General features: G+C 65.3%; 11 protein-coding genes. 8 read left to right on the top strand and 3 right to left on the bottom strand.

Going from position 1 to position 13,311, the window contains the following annotated elements; all coding sequences use genetic code 11:
* Window positions 1–116 precede the first annotated feature (116 nt).
* Window positions 117–3,215: an Rne/Rng family ribonuclease gene (locus ACFFJK_RS14975; protein ID WP_379680182.1), complete on the bottom strand. Its 3,099-nt coding sequence runs from the start codon at window positions 3,213–3,215 to the stop codon at window positions 117–119.
* A gap of 683 nt (window positions 3,216–3,898) precedes the next feature.
* Between ACFFJK_RS14975 and ACFFJK_RS14970 the strand changes: the two genes are divergently transcribed.
* Genes ACFFJK_RS14970 through ACFFJK_RS14955 form a run of 4 tightly spaced genes read left to right on the top strand, consistent with a single transcriptional unit; the run spans window position 3,899 to window position 6,986 of the window.
* Window positions 3,899–4,882: an RluA family pseudouridine synthase gene (locus tag ACFFJK_RS14970; protein ID WP_379680181.1), complete on the top strand. Its 984-nt coding sequence runs from the start codon at window positions 3,899–3,901 to the stop codon at window positions 4,880–4,882.
* A 14-nt stretch (window positions 4,883–4,896) separates the two neighbouring features.
* On the top strand, window positions 4,897–5,556 hold the full coding sequence (locus ACFFJK_RS14965) for an HAD-IIIA family hydrolase (protein WP_379680180.1): 660 nt from the start codon (window positions 4,897–4,899) through the stop codon (window positions 5,554–5,556).
* Between the two features lie 2 nt (window positions 5,557–5,558).
* Window positions 5,559–5,960: a Rieske (2Fe-2S) protein gene (locus ACFFJK_RS14960; protein ID WP_379680179.1), complete on the top strand. Its 402-nt coding sequence runs from the start codon at window positions 5,559–5,561 to the stop codon at window positions 5,958–5,960.
* Window positions 5,961–5,972: 12 nt separating this feature from the next.
* Window positions 5,973–6,986 carry a S49 family peptidase gene (locus ACFFJK_RS14955; protein WP_379680177.1) on the top strand — a complete coding sequence of 338 codons (1,014 nt, stop codon included), beginning with the start codon at window positions 5,973–5,975 and terminating at the stop codon, window positions 6,984–6,986.
* A gap of 231 nt (window positions 6,987–7,217) precedes the next feature.
* Here ACFFJK_RS14955 and ACFFJK_RS14950 read toward each other — a convergent pair whose 3' ends face one another.
* Window positions 7,218–7,373 (bottom strand): hypothetical protein, encoded by a 156-nt coding sequence (locus tag ACFFJK_RS14950; RefSeq protein ID WP_379680175.1) that lies wholly within the window; start codon window positions 7,371–7,373, stop codon window positions 7,218–7,220.
* Between the two features lie 383 nt (window positions 7,374–7,756).
* Between ACFFJK_RS14950 and ACFFJK_RS14945 the strand changes: the two genes are divergently transcribed.
* The 3 genes from ACFFJK_RS14945 (at window position 7,757) to ACFFJK_RS14935 (ending at window position 10,730) form a co-directional block, all read left to right on the top strand.
* Window positions 7,757–8,470 carry a pseudouridine synthase gene (locus ACFFJK_RS14945; RefSeq protein ID WP_379680174.1) on the top strand — a complete coding sequence of 238 codons (714 nt, stop codon included), beginning with the start codon at window positions 7,757–7,759 and terminating at the stop codon, window positions 8,468–8,470.
* A gap of 112 nt (window positions 8,471–8,582) precedes the next feature.
* A complete protein-coding gene (locus ACFFJK_RS14940) occupies window positions 8,583–9,671 on the top strand; it encodes a phospholipase A (RefSeq protein ID WP_379680172.1) in 1,089 nt (362 codons plus the stop codon).
* Between the two features lie 60 nt (window positions 9,672–9,731).
* Window positions 9,732–10,730, top strand: a complete 999-nt coding sequence (locus tag ACFFJK_RS14935; RefSeq protein WP_379680171.1) for a fumarylacetoacetate hydrolase family protein — start codon at window positions 9,732–9,734, stop codon at window positions 10,728–10,730.
* Here the strand turns inward: ACFFJK_RS14935 and ACFFJK_RS14930 are convergent.
* Window positions 10,727–11,836, bottom strand: coding sequence for a hypothetical protein (locus ACFFJK_RS14930; RefSeq protein ID WP_379680563.1), 1,110 nt, complete (start codon window positions 11,834–11,836; stop codon window positions 10,727–10,729). The genes ACFFJK_RS14935 and ACFFJK_RS14930 overlap by 4 nt on opposite strands.
* A gap of 306 nt (window positions 11,837–12,142) precedes the next feature.
* Here ACFFJK_RS14930 and ACFFJK_RS14925 point away from each other — a divergent pair, with 306 nt between their 5' ends.
* Window positions 12,143–13,303: an MraY family glycosyltransferase gene (locus tag ACFFJK_RS14925; RefSeq protein WP_379680169.1), complete on the top strand. Its 1,161-nt coding sequence runs from the start codon at window positions 12,143–12,145 to the stop codon at window positions 13,301–13,303.
* The last annotated feature ends 8 nt before the right edge of the window (window positions 13,304–13,311 follow it).

Genomic DNA, 13,311 nt, shown 5'->3' with positions numbered 1-13,311 from the left:
CCCGCACCTTCGCCCGTCGCTCCCGCGGAGGCGGGAGCCCAAGTTCGTTTGCACAGCCACCTGCCAAACAAAAGGGAAGCCGAAGCTTCCCTTTCTTACCGTTCACGCCAGAACACTTACTGGCGCGTATCCACCTGGATCAGCGGCTCGTCCACCGGTGCTGCCACCGGCTTGCGGGCGCGGCCGACGCGCGGCGGGGTGGCTGCGGCCTGGGCGGCAGCTTCCTGGGCGGCGCGCAGCTTTTCCGGATCGGTCGCTGCGAGCTGCAGGCCGGCCTTGGCCAGCACTTCGCTCATGTCCATCGGAGCCTGGGCAGGCGCCGGTGCGGTGGCGACAGGCGCAGCCGGTGCTTCAGCCACAGGTGCCGGAGCCGGGGTCGGAGTAGCAGCTGGGGCAGCAGCAGGGGCAGCGACAGGAGCCGGAGCAGCAGGAGCAGCCGGAGCAGCAGCAACCGGAGCAGCCTGGACGGCCGGTGCCGGTGCAGCTGCGGCTTCAGCGGCTGCCTTCGCAGCGGCCACCGAGGCGGCGGTCGGGAACGCCCACGGCGCCGGTGCGGTTGCCACGGCCGGAGCCGGAGCAGCGGCGGCCGGTGCAGCCGGGGCAGCGGCAGGTGCAGCCGGGGCCGGTGTTTCGGCCGCAGCCTTTGCCTTGGCAGCGGCGGCGGCTACCGACGCGGCGGTCGGGAACGGCCACGGGCCCGGTTCGGCCTTGGCGCCAGCCTTCTTCGGTGCGGCGGCCTTGGCCTGGGCGGCTACCTTGGCGGCTTCCTCGTCGGCCACCGGCTCGAAGGCCGGGGTGCCGTCGGCGCCGTCGGCCGATTCCATGCCTTCGACCTGGTCGCGGTCGCGGCGGTTACGGTTGCGGCCACCGCGGCGGCGGCGGCGGCGCGGCTCGTCGCCGCCTTCGGCGTCCAGTTCCTCGCCGTTCGGGCCGGTGGTCGCGACCTTCACCGCATGATCCAAGATGTCACCGTGCGGGGTGGTGGTCGACAGTTCGCTTTCCGGCGTCGGGATGGCTTTCACTTCCTCCAGCTTGGCTTCGATCGCCTGCTGGGTGCGCTCGGTCCGCTCGCCACGCTCGCGCGGCTGGCGAGGTGCGCGTTCCGGACGCTCGGCACGTTCGCCACGCTCTGCGCGTTCGCCACGTGCAGCCCCCGGCGCGGCCGGTGCTGCCGCCTGTGCAATGTCGAGCTGCTCGCGCGGCTCGCGTGGTGCGCGCGGCTCGCGCGGCGGGCGCGGCGGACGCGCCGGCTTGGCTTCGGGCGTCTCGGCGGCCTTGACGGTACTGTCCTCGGCCTTGCCGTTCAGGTCGCGCTCGTCGCGGTCACGGCCGCCCTTGGCGCCGCGGCCATTGCGGCCGCGCTGGCCGTTGCCACGGCCATTGCGCTCGCCGCGCTCGGCAGGCGCCGGTGCGGCCGGCTTGTCGGCGACGACCGGGGCTGGGGCCGGAGCCGGTTCGTCAGGCTTGCCGAAGAAGAAGCTGCGGATGCGGGCAAAGAAACCGCTCGCGGCAGGCGCCTGGGCAGGCGCTTCGACCGGCGCCGGCGCGGCGGCGGGCGCGGCAACCTTGGCCGGCTTGGCCGCTTCGCTGCGGTCCACCATCGGGGCCGGCTGCGCCGGGGTGATGGTCTTGACCACGGCTTCCTGGCGCGGCTTGGCTTCTTCCTTCTGGCGCTTGGCGAAGCCCATGTCGGTCTCGGCCGATTCCGCCATGGTGTAGCTGGCGGCGGCGTCTTCCAGGCGCGGGTCGTCGCCCTTGATGCGCTCGAGCTTGTAGTGCGGCGTGTCCAGGTGCTTGTTCGGGATCAGGATCACGGTGATGCGGTGGCGGTTCTCGATCTTGAGCACTTCACCACGCTTTTCGTTCAGCAGGAAGGCGGCGACGTCCACCGGCACCTGCACGTGGATCGCGGCCGAGTTCTCCTTCATCGCCTCTTCCTGGATGATGCGCAGGACCTGCAGGGCCGAGGATTCGGTATCGCGGATGTGGCCGGTGCCCGAGCAGCGCGGGCAGGTCACGTGCGAGCCTTCCGACAGCGACGGACGCAGGCGCTGGCGCGACAGTTCCATCAGGCCGAAGCGGGAAATCTTGCCCATCTGCACGCGTGCACGGTCATGGTGCAGGGCGTCCTTCAGGCGCGTTTCGACTTCGCGCTGGTTCTTGGCCACTTCCATGTCGATGAAGTCGATCACGATCAGGCCGCCCAGGTCGCGCAGGCGCAGTTGTCTAGCCACTTCGTCAGCGGCTTCGCAATTGGTGTTGAAGGCGGTGGTCTCGATGTCCGAGCCGCGCGTGGCGCGTGCCGAGTTGACGTCGATGGAGACCAGGGCTTCGGTGTGGTCGATGACGATCGCGCCGCCCGACGGCAGCGGCACGGTGCGCGCGTAGGCGGTCTCGATCTGGTGTTCGATCTGGAAACGCGAGAACAGCGGCACGTCGTCGCTGTAGCGCTTGACGCGGTGCGCCATGTCGGGCATCACGTGGCTCATGAACTGCTGGGCCTGGTCGAAAATCTCGTCGGTGTCGATCAGGACTTCGCCGATGTCAGGCTGGAAATAGTCACGGATGGCGCGGATGACGAGCGAGGACTCCTGGTAGATCAGGAACGGACCGGCGGCCGACTTGCCGGCGCCTTCGATCGCGCGCCACAGCTGCATCAGGTAGTTCAGGTCCCACTGCAGTTCTTCGACCGTGCGGCCGATGCCGGCGGTGCGGGCGATGACCGACATGCCCTGTGGCAGGTCGAGCTTGTCCATGGTTTCGCGCAGTTCCTGGCGCTCTTCGCCTTCGACACGGCGCGACACGCCGCCGCCGCGCGGGTTGTTCGGCATCAGGACCAGGTAGCGGCCGGCCAGCGAGATGAACGAGGTCAGGGCAGCGCCCTTGTTGCCGCGCTCTTCCTTCTCGACCTGGACCATGATTTCCTGGCCTTCCTTGAGGGCTTCCTTGATCGTGCAGTTACGCACGTCGACGCCATCGCGGAAATAAGAACGGGCAACTTCTTTGAAGGGGAGGAAACCGTGGCGGTCTTCGCCGTAGCTGACGAAGCAGGCTTCGAGGGAGGGTTCGATGCGGGTGATGACACCCTTGTAGATATTGGACTTGCGTTGCTCGCGACCAGCGGTCTCGATATCGATGTCGATCAGTTTCTGGCCGTCGACAATTGCTACGCGCAACTCCTCTTGCTGCGTAGCATTAAACAACATGCGTTTCATTTTTATTAACTCCGCGACCCGAAGGCCGTGTCATGCCGCGTCTGGTGGACGCGGCGAAAGTACAGGGAATGTACGCGGAGACAGGAATGTCGGAGGGGGGAAATGCCCGGGCGTGGGGCACGACGACGCAATGCGTCGCTGCCGCACAGGGCGCAGATGGAAGTCGAACGTCATTGTCTACGCACGCCGCAACCAGCAACTGGCCGCCTGCCACCACGTTGGGGTGGGCACGACGGGATCAGCGGGGCGGTGTGCAACAACGAGCCAAACCGTAGCCAGCATACAACCAAGACTTCGATACCGAGGCGAACAATCAGCCTTACTCTCTCAAGCCTTCAGGTGAGGCTTACATCAGGTCGGGCGAAAACGACAAGCGTTATCGACACCATCAACCGGCGAGCCGCCAACCGGGCGGCTTGCTGGTAATGTCCTTAAGAATCCAAACAATCCAATCCTGCATCCACGCGCGCAACCCGATTAACAACTGCAGGTGCAACCCTGATTCGCGCCTGAATGTGCATACACGTTTTTTTCCATCGAATTCGCCTCCGGCAGGGCCGATGGAGCGCGCCCCTGTGTAGAATATCGTTTTAATTCTTACACCAGCAGAGGTTTGACCGCCGCCTGTCGATTATATATTCAAAATGAAGGACTTAGAGAGAATTTCTGGGAAGACAGAGAGAATGGCAGTGCAAAGCGATGTTGTTCCCCCTTCATCACAGCAGGCGTTACAAGCCCAGTTCGTTACGATCACCGAAGAAGAAGCCGGCCAGCGCATCGATAATTACCTGTTGCGTGTGTGCAAAGGCGTTCCCAAGAGCCACGTCTACCGCATCCTCCGTTCGGGAGAGGTGAGGGTCAACAAGGGCCGTATCGACCAGCTCTACCGGCTGGCGGAGGGCGATGTCGTGCGCATCCCGCCGATCCGCATTGCCGAAAAAAGCAGCACCCAGGCCGCGCCCGGCGCCGAGTTCGCCATCGTGTTCGAGGACACCCACCTGCTCGTCATCGACAAGCCGGCCGGCGTGGCCGTGCATGGCGGCTCCGGCGTATCGTATGGTGTCATCGAGCAACTGCGCGCGGCGCGCCCGCAGGCCAAGTTCCTGGAACTGGTGCACCGGCTCGACCGTGAAACGTCGGGTTTGTTGCTCATCGCCAAGAAACGCTCGGCGCTGACCAACCTGCACGACCAGATGCGCGATGGCGTGACCGACAAGCGCTACCTGACGGCTGTGGCCGGCGACTGGACCAACAAGCGCCAGCATGTAAAGCTTCCTTTACATAAATTCACGACGCCGGACGGCGAGCGGCGCGTGGTGGTGCAGGCCGGCGGGCAGGAAGCACACACGGTTTTCAACCTGAAGCGCAAGTGGAAGGACTTCGCCCTGCTGGAAGCCGAGCTCAAGACCGGACGCACACACCAGATCCGCGTGCACCTGGCCTCGAGCGGCTTCCCGATCCTGGGCGACGAGAAGTACGGCGATTTCGCGCTGAACAAGCAGTTACAGAGGGCCACGGACGGGCGGGGGGCGCTCAAGCGCATGTTCCTGCACGCCTACCAGATCACGTTCACGCATCCCGACACCGGCCAGCTGCTGACCCTGCGCGCGCCGCTGCCGGCCGAGTGCGACCGATTCTTGGTAAGCTTGGGGCAACCATTAACATGAGCAAAACAAAAAAAATGCCAAGAAAGCAGTTTGACCTGATCGTCTTCGATTGGGACGGTACGCTGATGGACAGCACGGCGACGATCGTCAAATGCATCCAGTCGGCTGCGCGCGACCTCGGCCTGCCGGTACCGAGCGATGCCTCGGCCGCGCACGTGATCGGCCTCGGCCTGCTTGAGGCGATGCAGGCCGTGATGCCGGACATCGACCCGGCGCTGTACCCGCGCATGGTCGAGCGCTACCGCTACCACTTCCTCACGAAGGACCACGAACTGGTGCTGTTCAAGGGCGTTCGCGAGATGTTGAGCGAACTTCAGCAGGAGGGCTACTTCCTGGCCGTGGCCACGGGCAAGAGCCGTGTGGGTCTGAACCGCGCGCTGAATGCGGCCGGGCTGCTGGCCACTTTCGACGCCACCCGCTGCGCGGACGAGACCTTCTCCAAGCCGCACCCGGCCATGCTGCAGGAACTGACGCGCGAGCTGGGCCAGGACATGCGCCGCACCGTGATGATCGGCGACACCACCCACGACTTGATGATGGCGAACAATGCCGGCGCGTCCGGCATCGCGGTCGAGTTCGGTGCCCACCCGGTGCACCAGTTGCAGGCATGCCGCCCGATCTTCTCGGCCCGCTCGATTCCCGAGTTGCACGCGTGGTTGCTGGAGAACGCATAAGAATGTCGGCAGAAGAGGGCCTGTTCGTGTGCGAAGCCGCCGCGCTGCTCGACGGCGGCAAGGGCGTGCGCTTCCCCGTCATTGCCTTCGGGCACCCGGCTACCGGCTTTGTGGTACGGTATGACGGTAAACCATTTGCCTATCTGAACCGTTGTGCCCATGTGCCGATCGAGCTCGACTGGTCGCAAGGCGACTTTTTCGAATCGAGCGGCCTGTACCTGATGTGTGCAACCCACGGCGCCGTGTATGCGCCGGATACCGGCAAGTGCGCCGGCGGCCCCTGTCGCGGCGGCCGGCTGCGCCCGATCGCGGTCAGCGAGCGCGACGGTGGCATTTACTGGCAGCCCGACGACATGGTCCGGGCGCCGGCGCAAGGCGGTGCGCCAGAGGGCAAGGTTATTTAGACATCCATATTTATGAGCGACCAAAGAAGTCACGATCATCCGGGTGCGCAGTCGAGCGAACAGCGTTTCGTTGCCAACCCGACGGTGGGTAACTGGGAGCGCGAGACACTTGAAAAGCTCGTCCTCGCCACTGTGCACGAGCGCCGTGCGGCGCGCCGCTGGGGCATCTTCTTCAAGCTGAGCTTCCTGCTGGTTGCGGTCCTCGCGCTGATGACCTATTACGGCTCGACTTTCGGCTTCGGCGGCGACGAAAACCTGGGGCGCCATACCGCGTTGATCGAAGTCAAGGGCGAGATCGAATCCGGAGGCAGCGGTGCGGCCGATACCGTCATCCCGTCGCTGAACAAAGCCTTTTCCGACCCGGGCTCGGCCGCCGTGGTGCTGCGCATCGACAGCCCCGGCGGCAGTCCGGTGCAGGCCGGCATCATCGTGGACGAGATCCAGCGCCTGAAACGGGGCTACCCGAACAAGCCCTTGTACGTCGTGGTCGACGAGATGTGCGCCTCGGGCGGCTACTACATCGCCTCGGCGGCCGACCGTATCTATGTCAACAAGGCCTCGATCGTCGGCTCGGTCGGCGTGCTGATGGATGGCTTTGGTTTCACTGGTGCAATGGAAAAACTGGGGATCGAGCGGCGCCTGCTGACGGCGGGCCAGAACAAGGGTTTCCTGGACCCGTTCAGCCCGCAGTCCGACAGGCACATGGAACGCGCCCAGGCGATGCTCGACGAAATCCACCAGCAGTTCATCTCGGTGGTGCGTGCCGGCCGCGGCAAGCGTCTCAAGGAGACGCCGGAAACCTTTTCGGGCCTGTACTGGACCGGGGCGAAAGCAGTCGAGATGGGCCTGGCCGACGGCTTCGGCACGGTCGACACCGTGGCGCGCGACATCGTCAAGGCCGAGGACATCGTCGACTACACCGCCCAGGAAGGATTGCCGGAGCGGGTGCTGAAGAAGTTCGGCGCGTCCGTCGGGAACGGCGCCGTGGATGCCGCCTACCGCGGGGCAGTGCCAAGGGTACGTTGACTTTTTGCTTGCATCCTGCGATTCGTGTTCTATATTGTGTGTAGCGGCTAGCGGACGGGCGATAACAGGATTCAATTGTTATCACCCGCATTGCGAGGCGCTCCCAACCGCACTGCGGTGCGGCTTCGAGAGAATTCAATTCCTCACAGTAGTGTTCCTTCTCAGGAAATGAAAACGACGGCTCCGGCCGTCGTTTTCATTTCCCGGGGAGGATTTACCTGTTGAAATCCTTCAGCTGCAGGTGCCGACCTGCTGGGTGTCGCCATCGGGCATCGGCTGGGCCTGGTCCTCGTACTGGCTGAAGCCCCCGCGATCGAGCCAGGACTGGAAGTTGCGCCGGGCCGCGGCATGCCAGGCGGCGCGCAGCGCGGGCAGTTTGGCGCTCATCTCCCCGAAATGCGGGTGCGGCAGGTGGACCCCATGCTGCCAGCGGGCCAGGGCGAGCCGGGTCGGGAACAGGGAGGCGTGAAATCGGGCAATCTGTCGCCGCTCCACGGGGTTAGCAGGGAGGGGGGACGGTCCATCGGTCGCTTGCGTGTCGGTGTGCACGGTGTTGTCCTATCGTCGATGCGAGTGAACTCTAGAGTAAAGATTTCCTCGGGCCGTTAGGCGGATTCCTAACGCGTTGAAGTCTATCAATCGGAATTTTCCTAGGCTTGACGCTCGTCAAATGAACCTACGCATGTCACGGCCTTGAAACCGGATCATGCTTCCCTCACGGCAGGGGGTGGCTTTGTCCGGGACAGGCCCTTCTGTTAAAGTGGCGCCCCATGAGCAAACTTTCCCTCGACCGGATCCTGCAATCGCAGGGATTCGGCACCCGCAAATACTGCCGCGCCCTGATCGAAGACGGTGATGTCGCGGTCAATGGTGTGGTCGAAGACAACTACAAGGCCAGCTTCGACACCACCGACCTGGTGCTGACCGTCTTCGACGAAGAATGGCGCTACCGCGAGCACGTGTATGTCGCGCTGTACAAGCCGGCCAACTACGAATGCTCGCGCAAGCCCAGCCACCACCCCGGCGTGCTGACCCTGCTGCCCGAACAGTTCGAATGGCGCGACGTGCAGCCGGTCGGACGGCTCGACCATGACACCACCGGCCTGTTATTGATGTCGGACGACGGCCCCTTCATCCACGCCCAGTCCTCGCCCAAGCGCCACGTGCCCAAGGTCTACCAGGCCACCACCGCCGAGCCGGTGACGGCGGCGCTGGTGGAGCAGATGCTGGCGGGCGTGCAGCTGCATGACGAACCCGCGCCCCTGAAGGCGGTCTCGTGCGTGCAGCGCGGCGAGCACCTGCTCGAGATCGTGCTGGAGCAGGGCAAGTACCACCAGGTCAAGCGCATGCTGGCCGCGGCCGGCAACCACTGCAGCGCACTGCACCGCTCGCAGATCGGCGGGCTGACGCTGGAATCGCTCGGGCTGGAAGAAGGCGAGTGGTGCTTCCTCGAAAAAGAGCAACTGGATCTATTGGTTCCGTAAGGTTTTCGCCGCACCGCAGCAAGCCGTGCGACATAAACCGGGCTTTTCCACGACACTGCTGTTGACAATCCGCCATGTCATGGCGGCCGTTCAGCCGTTTCGAAGAAAACCCATGCATTTGAAGAAGATTCCTGCCGCACTGCTGCCGCTCCTGCTGTCCCTCCCTGCCACCGCCCAAGAACAAGCGCCACAGTTACCCCAGCAACTGAGCGGCTGCGCCCAGGTCGTCGACACCGCCCAGCGCCTTGCCTGTTTCGACCGCCTGGCCGCCGCGCACGGGGCCGCTCCCGCTGCCGCCACCCCGGCGCCGGAAGTCGCCGCGGCCCCACCCGGCCAGCAGCCGACTGCCTTCCCGACCACGCCGCAGCCGAACCCGGCGGCATCGGTCGACCCGGTCGTCGAGGCCGCCAACGAATTCAGCCTGGACAGCCACTGGGAGCTCAGCGACAAGCACCGCCGCGGCACCTTCGTGTTCCGTCCGCACCGCCCGAACTACCTGATCGCGAACCGTACCTACCGTCCCAACAACGCCCCGTACGAACCGTTCCGCACCCGCGACTTCACCGGCGACCTGTCGCACGCCGAACTCGAATACCAGCTCGGCTTCAAGATGAAGCTGGTCGAAACCGCGTTCGAATCGCCGGTGGACGTCTGGTTCGCCTACACCCAGAACAGCTTCTGGCAGGCCGGCAACCGCGAGGCGTCCAGCCCGTTCCGCGAGACCAATTACCAGCCCGAAATCATGCTGGTGACGCCGCTGAACATCCCGTTCCTCGGGGCCAACCTGAAGTTCCTCAACTTGGGCCTCAACCACCAGTCCAATGGCCAGTCCTCGACCCTGTCGCGCAGCTGGAACCGGATCTATGCCCAGGTCGGCCTCGAGCGCGGCCCCTTGACCATGACGGCACGCGTGTGGAAGCGGCTGAACGAGTCGATCGAGGACGACAACAACCCCGACATCGTCGACTACATGGGCCGCGCCGAACTGAACGGCCTGTACCGCGTGGACGGGCACGAGTTCTCGGCGATGCTGCGCCATAACTTCCATACCAACAAGGGGGCGACCCAGCTCGGCTGGGCCTTCCCGCTGGCCGGCCCGCTCAAGGGTTATGTGCAGTGGTTCTCGGGCTATGGCCAGAGCCTGATCGACTACAACTACTTCCAGCGCAGCATCGGCGCCGGCGTGGTGGTCAGGTATTGACGGCAGGGCGGGCCGGCGCGATTACAATGGCGGGTCGCCAACAGGAGGAGCCCGCCTTACATGAAACTCGCCACGCTCAACGACGGCACCCGCGACGGTCAATTGCTGGTCGTCTCGCGCGACCTGAAAACCGCCCACGTCGCCGACGGCATCGCCCCCACGCTGCAGGCCGCGCTCGACGACTGGGCCTTCATCGCGCCCCAGCTGGCTGAGCTCTACCAGTTGCTGAACGAAGGAAAAGCGGAAGGGCATGCGCGCCGCCCCTTCGATTTCGACCCGAAGCAGTGCATGGCGCCGCTGCCGCGCGCCTATCAATGGGCCGACGGATCGGCTTACGTCAACCACGTCGAACTGGTGCGCCGCGCGCGCAATGCCGAGATGCCGGCCTCGTTCTGGGAAGACCCGCTGATGTACCAGGGCGGCAGCGACGATTTCATCGGCCCGATGGACGACATCGTGCTGGCGCACGAGGAGTGGGGCATCGACTTCGAGGCCGAGGTGGCGGTGGTCACCGGCGACGTGCCGATGGGGGCGACGCCGGACCAGGCGCACGGGCAGATCCGCCTGTTGATGCTCGCGAACGACGTCTCGCTGCGCAACCTGATCCCGGACGAGCTGGCGAAGGGCTTCGGCTTCCTGCAATCCAAGCCGGCGACGAGCTTCGCGCCGGTGGCGGTCACCCCGGACGAGCTGGGCGAGGCCTGGCGCGGCGGCAAGGTGCACCTGCCGTTGCGATCGAGCTGGAACGGCCACCTGGTCGGGCAGCCGGACGCCGGCACCGACATGGTGTTCAACTTCCCGCAACTGATCGCCCACCTGGCCAAGAGCCGCAACGTGCGCGCCGGCAGCATCATCGGGTCCGGCACGGTCTCGAACAAGGATGCGTTGCGCGGTTACTCATGCATCGCCGAGAAGCGCTGCCTGGAGATGATTGCGGATGGGGCGGCGAGCACGCCGTTCATGCGCTTCGGCGACACGATCCGCATCGAGATGCTGGACGAGAAGGGCAGGTCGATCTTCGGGGCGATCGACCAGGCGGTAAAGCGGCTGGAGCGTTAATTCGACCAGAATGCATCCGGCGCGCCCGATCCGCGCAAATCCACCTCCACCGGCCGCGCCATCCTGCGCAGCACATCCGCCGCCAGCAGCCGCCCGTCCGGCTCGTGCAGCCGGTACCACAGAATGGCAACCCCCGACAGCCGCAGGTGCTGCCCCGTGAACAAGTTCTCCTTCACGATGCCCAGCCCCTCCAGCCGCAGGTCGACATCGAGCACCAGGGAACCGGCCGTGCGTTCGCCATAGCCGAGGTAGCGCGCCGTATTGAACAAGGGACTTTTCTCGCTCGCTTCGCCTGCCTTGAGCGAGTCCACGAAGGCATCCACCAGCTTCAGCTGCGCCAGCGCCGCCTGCGCCACCGCCGCCAATTCCTTTTTCTCTTCTCCCTTGGCGTTCTCGGCCATCGCCTGCAGTTCGGCGATGCGCTGGGCGTAGGCGGCGCGGTGGCCGGCCAGGGCTTGCAGGCGGCCGAGCAGTTTTTCGTAGCGCGCCCAGTCGAGTTCCCCCAGGTAGCCGGTGCCCAGGCCGCTCACGCGCTCCGGGCAGCTTTGCGCCAGGGCGCTGGCGAACAGGCTGCGCGCGCCTTCGCCGTAGCCGATAGCGGTCGCCGTGACGTCGCTGCGCAGCAGGGCGGCGATGTCGGCGCCGGCGCGCACCGTGGCCGGTACCGCCGCCAGCACGGCCAGCGGCAGCGCGGCCGCGCTCGAGCCGGGCGGGCGGCGCGTGTCGAGGTAGCGCTGCAGGGCCTTGTTGCGGTCGGCCATGTCGTTCGACAGCCGGGCGAGGGCGCTGTCCACGGTGCGCGCTGCCACCATGCCCTGGGCGGCGGCCGGATCGTAGAGCGCTGCCGTGCGTCCGGCCGGCAGGCGGGTGCAGAGTTCGCGCGCTAGTTCGCGTGCCAGGTCGACCGCACGCACCAGGCCGGCGGCGCCGAACCCGCGGGTCTCGACCGTGCCGGCCAGGGGCTTGGATTGGGCAGGCGGCAGGCGCGCCAGCAGTTCGGCGCGCTCGGCTTCGGCGAGCGCCTGGCGTGCCTCGGCCTCGAGCCGGCGGCTGCGCAGGTCGGCCAGCTCGGACGCCGATTGGGCATGAGCCGTCCCGGCCGCCATCGCGATCAATATTGGGAAACAATGCGTGATAGATAAAACAGGGATTCTAAAAGAAAGGTTCCCGCATATCCGGAACATCCGTTTCCAGTTCATTAAGAATATTTCCAAATAAAAATGTCACGAATTGTCGGGAAATAGTAGAGAAGTTCAAGCGCGATTGCTTGGCGAATATCAAATTCCATAGAATCGTCAGATTGTCCAAGACAATCAGGGACTTGCGTCACTCATGCGGAAACAGGTTGTAACACTATTAATAGTTGGCCAAATCGAAATGCGATAGAATTGACGAGTTAACAAAGTGGTTCTATGAGTATTACTAATCTGCCATTCGCCGGCCTCGAGCTTGGTTTCGCCGTGTCGCTCGCCTGTTCGCTGCTGCTCGTCCTGACGACGCGCTGGCACGGGCGCTATTCGCTGGACGCTACGCACGGCGTGCAAAAGTTCCACATTACGCCCACCCCGCGCGTGGGCGGCGCCGCCATCATGCTCGGCTTGTGGCTGGCGCTGGGCGTGCTGCCCGAAGCGCTGCAGGAACTGCTGCTGCCGGTGCTGGTCGCGGCGATGCCCGCTTTCGTGTTCGGCCTGGCCGAAGACCTCACCCGCAATGTCTCGGTGCGCGCGCGCCTGCTTGCCACCATGGCCAGCGGTGTCTGCTGCTGGGCACTGACCGGCGTCAGCCTGCTGCACAGCGGCATCGCGCCACTCGACACGCTGCTGGCCTGGTTGCCGTTCTCCGTCCTGTTTACCGCCTTCGCGGTCGGCGGCGTGGCCAACGCGGTCAACATCATCGACGGCTTCAACGGCCTGGCCAGCGGCACTGTGCTGATCGGCCTGGTCGCGCTCGGGCTGATCGCCCAGGGCGCCGGCGACGTTGCGCTGGCACAGCTTTGTTTCGTCGTATGCGCGGTCACCGCCGGTTTCTTTGTTGTGAATTTCCCGTTCGGCAAGCTGTTCCTGGGTGACGGCGGTGCCTATCTGCTCGGCTTCCTGCTGGCCTGGCTGTCGGTCATGCTGGTCTACCGTAACCCGGGCGTGTCGCCATGGGCGCCGCTGCTGGCCTGCGGCTATCCGGTGTTCGAGACCGTGTTTTCGATCCTGCGCCGGATCTGGTGCCGGCGCCATCCGGGATTGCCCGACAGCCGCCACCTGCACAGCCTGATCAAGACCGCCATCGCGGCGCGGTATTTCCGGGCCTTGCCGGCACCGCTGCGCAATGCCTCGGTGTCACCCGTATCCTGGGCGCTGGCCATCGTGCCTGCCGTCTCCGCGGTACGCTTTGCCGACAACCCCTTCCTGCTGATCCAGGCGGTGTCGATCAGCTTCGCACTGTACGTGCTCGTCTATGCCCTGGTCGCCCTCCTTGGGCGCCGGAGCGCCCGCTCGCGTCATGCCGTGCCGGCCAAGCCGGTCTTCGCCGCGCCCAGCGACGAGTTCGACGTCAAGCCGGCGCGCCGCGCCGCCAGTTGACGGCCCGG

The organism is Massilia consociata, assembly GCF_042432755.1.
Taxonomy (GTDB): Bacteria; Pseudomonadota; Gammaproteobacteria; order Burkholderiales; family Burkholderiaceae_D; genus Telluria; species Telluria consociata.
This window is presented reverse-complemented; position numbering and strand designations above follow the sequence as displayed.

What these genes read in the sequence shown, in the direction of transcription:
- ACFFJK_RS14975 (WP_379680182.1), bottom strand. Translation starts at nt 3,215, where the DNA reads ATGAAACGCATGTTGTTTAATGCTACGCAGCAAGAGGAGTTGCGCGTA.
- ACFFJK_RS14970 (WP_379680181.1), top strand. Translation starts at nt 3,899, where the DNA reads ATGGCAGTGCAAAGCGATGTTGTTCCCCCTTCATCACAGCAGGCGTTA.
- ACFFJK_RS14965 (WP_379680180.1), top strand. Translation starts at nt 4,897, where the DNA reads ATGCCAAGAAAGCAGTTTGACCTGATCGTCTTCGATTGGGACGGTACG.
- ACFFJK_RS14960 (WP_379680179.1), top strand. Translation starts at nt 5,559, where the DNA reads ATGTCGGCAGAAGAGGGCCTGTTCGTGTGCGAAGCCGCCGCGCTGCTC.
- ACFFJK_RS14955 (WP_379680177.1), top strand. Translation starts at nt 5,973, where the DNA reads ATGAGCGACCAAAGAAGTCACGATCATCCGGGTGCGCAGTCGAGCGAA.
- ACFFJK_RS14950 (WP_379680175.1), bottom strand. Translation starts at nt 7,373, where the DNA reads ATGAGCGCCAAACTGCCCGCGCTGCGCGCCGCCTGGCATGCCGCGGCC.
- ACFFJK_RS14945 (WP_379680174.1), top strand. Translation starts at nt 7,757, where the DNA reads ATGAGCAAACTTTCCCTCGACCGGATCCTGCAATCGCAGGGATTCGGC.
- ACFFJK_RS14940 (WP_379680172.1), top strand. Translation starts at nt 8,583, where the DNA reads ATGCATTTGAAGAAGATTCCTGCCGCACTGCTGCCGCTCCTGCTGTCC.
- ACFFJK_RS14935 (WP_379680171.1), top strand. Translation starts at nt 9,732, where the DNA reads ATGAAACTCGCCACGCTCAACGACGGCACCCGCGACGGTCAATTGCTG.
- ACFFJK_RS14930 (WP_379680563.1), bottom strand. Translation starts at nt 11,836, where the DNA reads ATGGCGGCCGGGACGGCTCATGCCCAATCGGCGTCCGAGCTGGCCGAC.
- ACFFJK_RS14925 (WP_379680169.1), top strand. Translation starts at nt 12,143, where the DNA reads ATGAGTATTACTAATCTGCCATTCGCCGGCCTCGAGCTTGGTTTCGCC.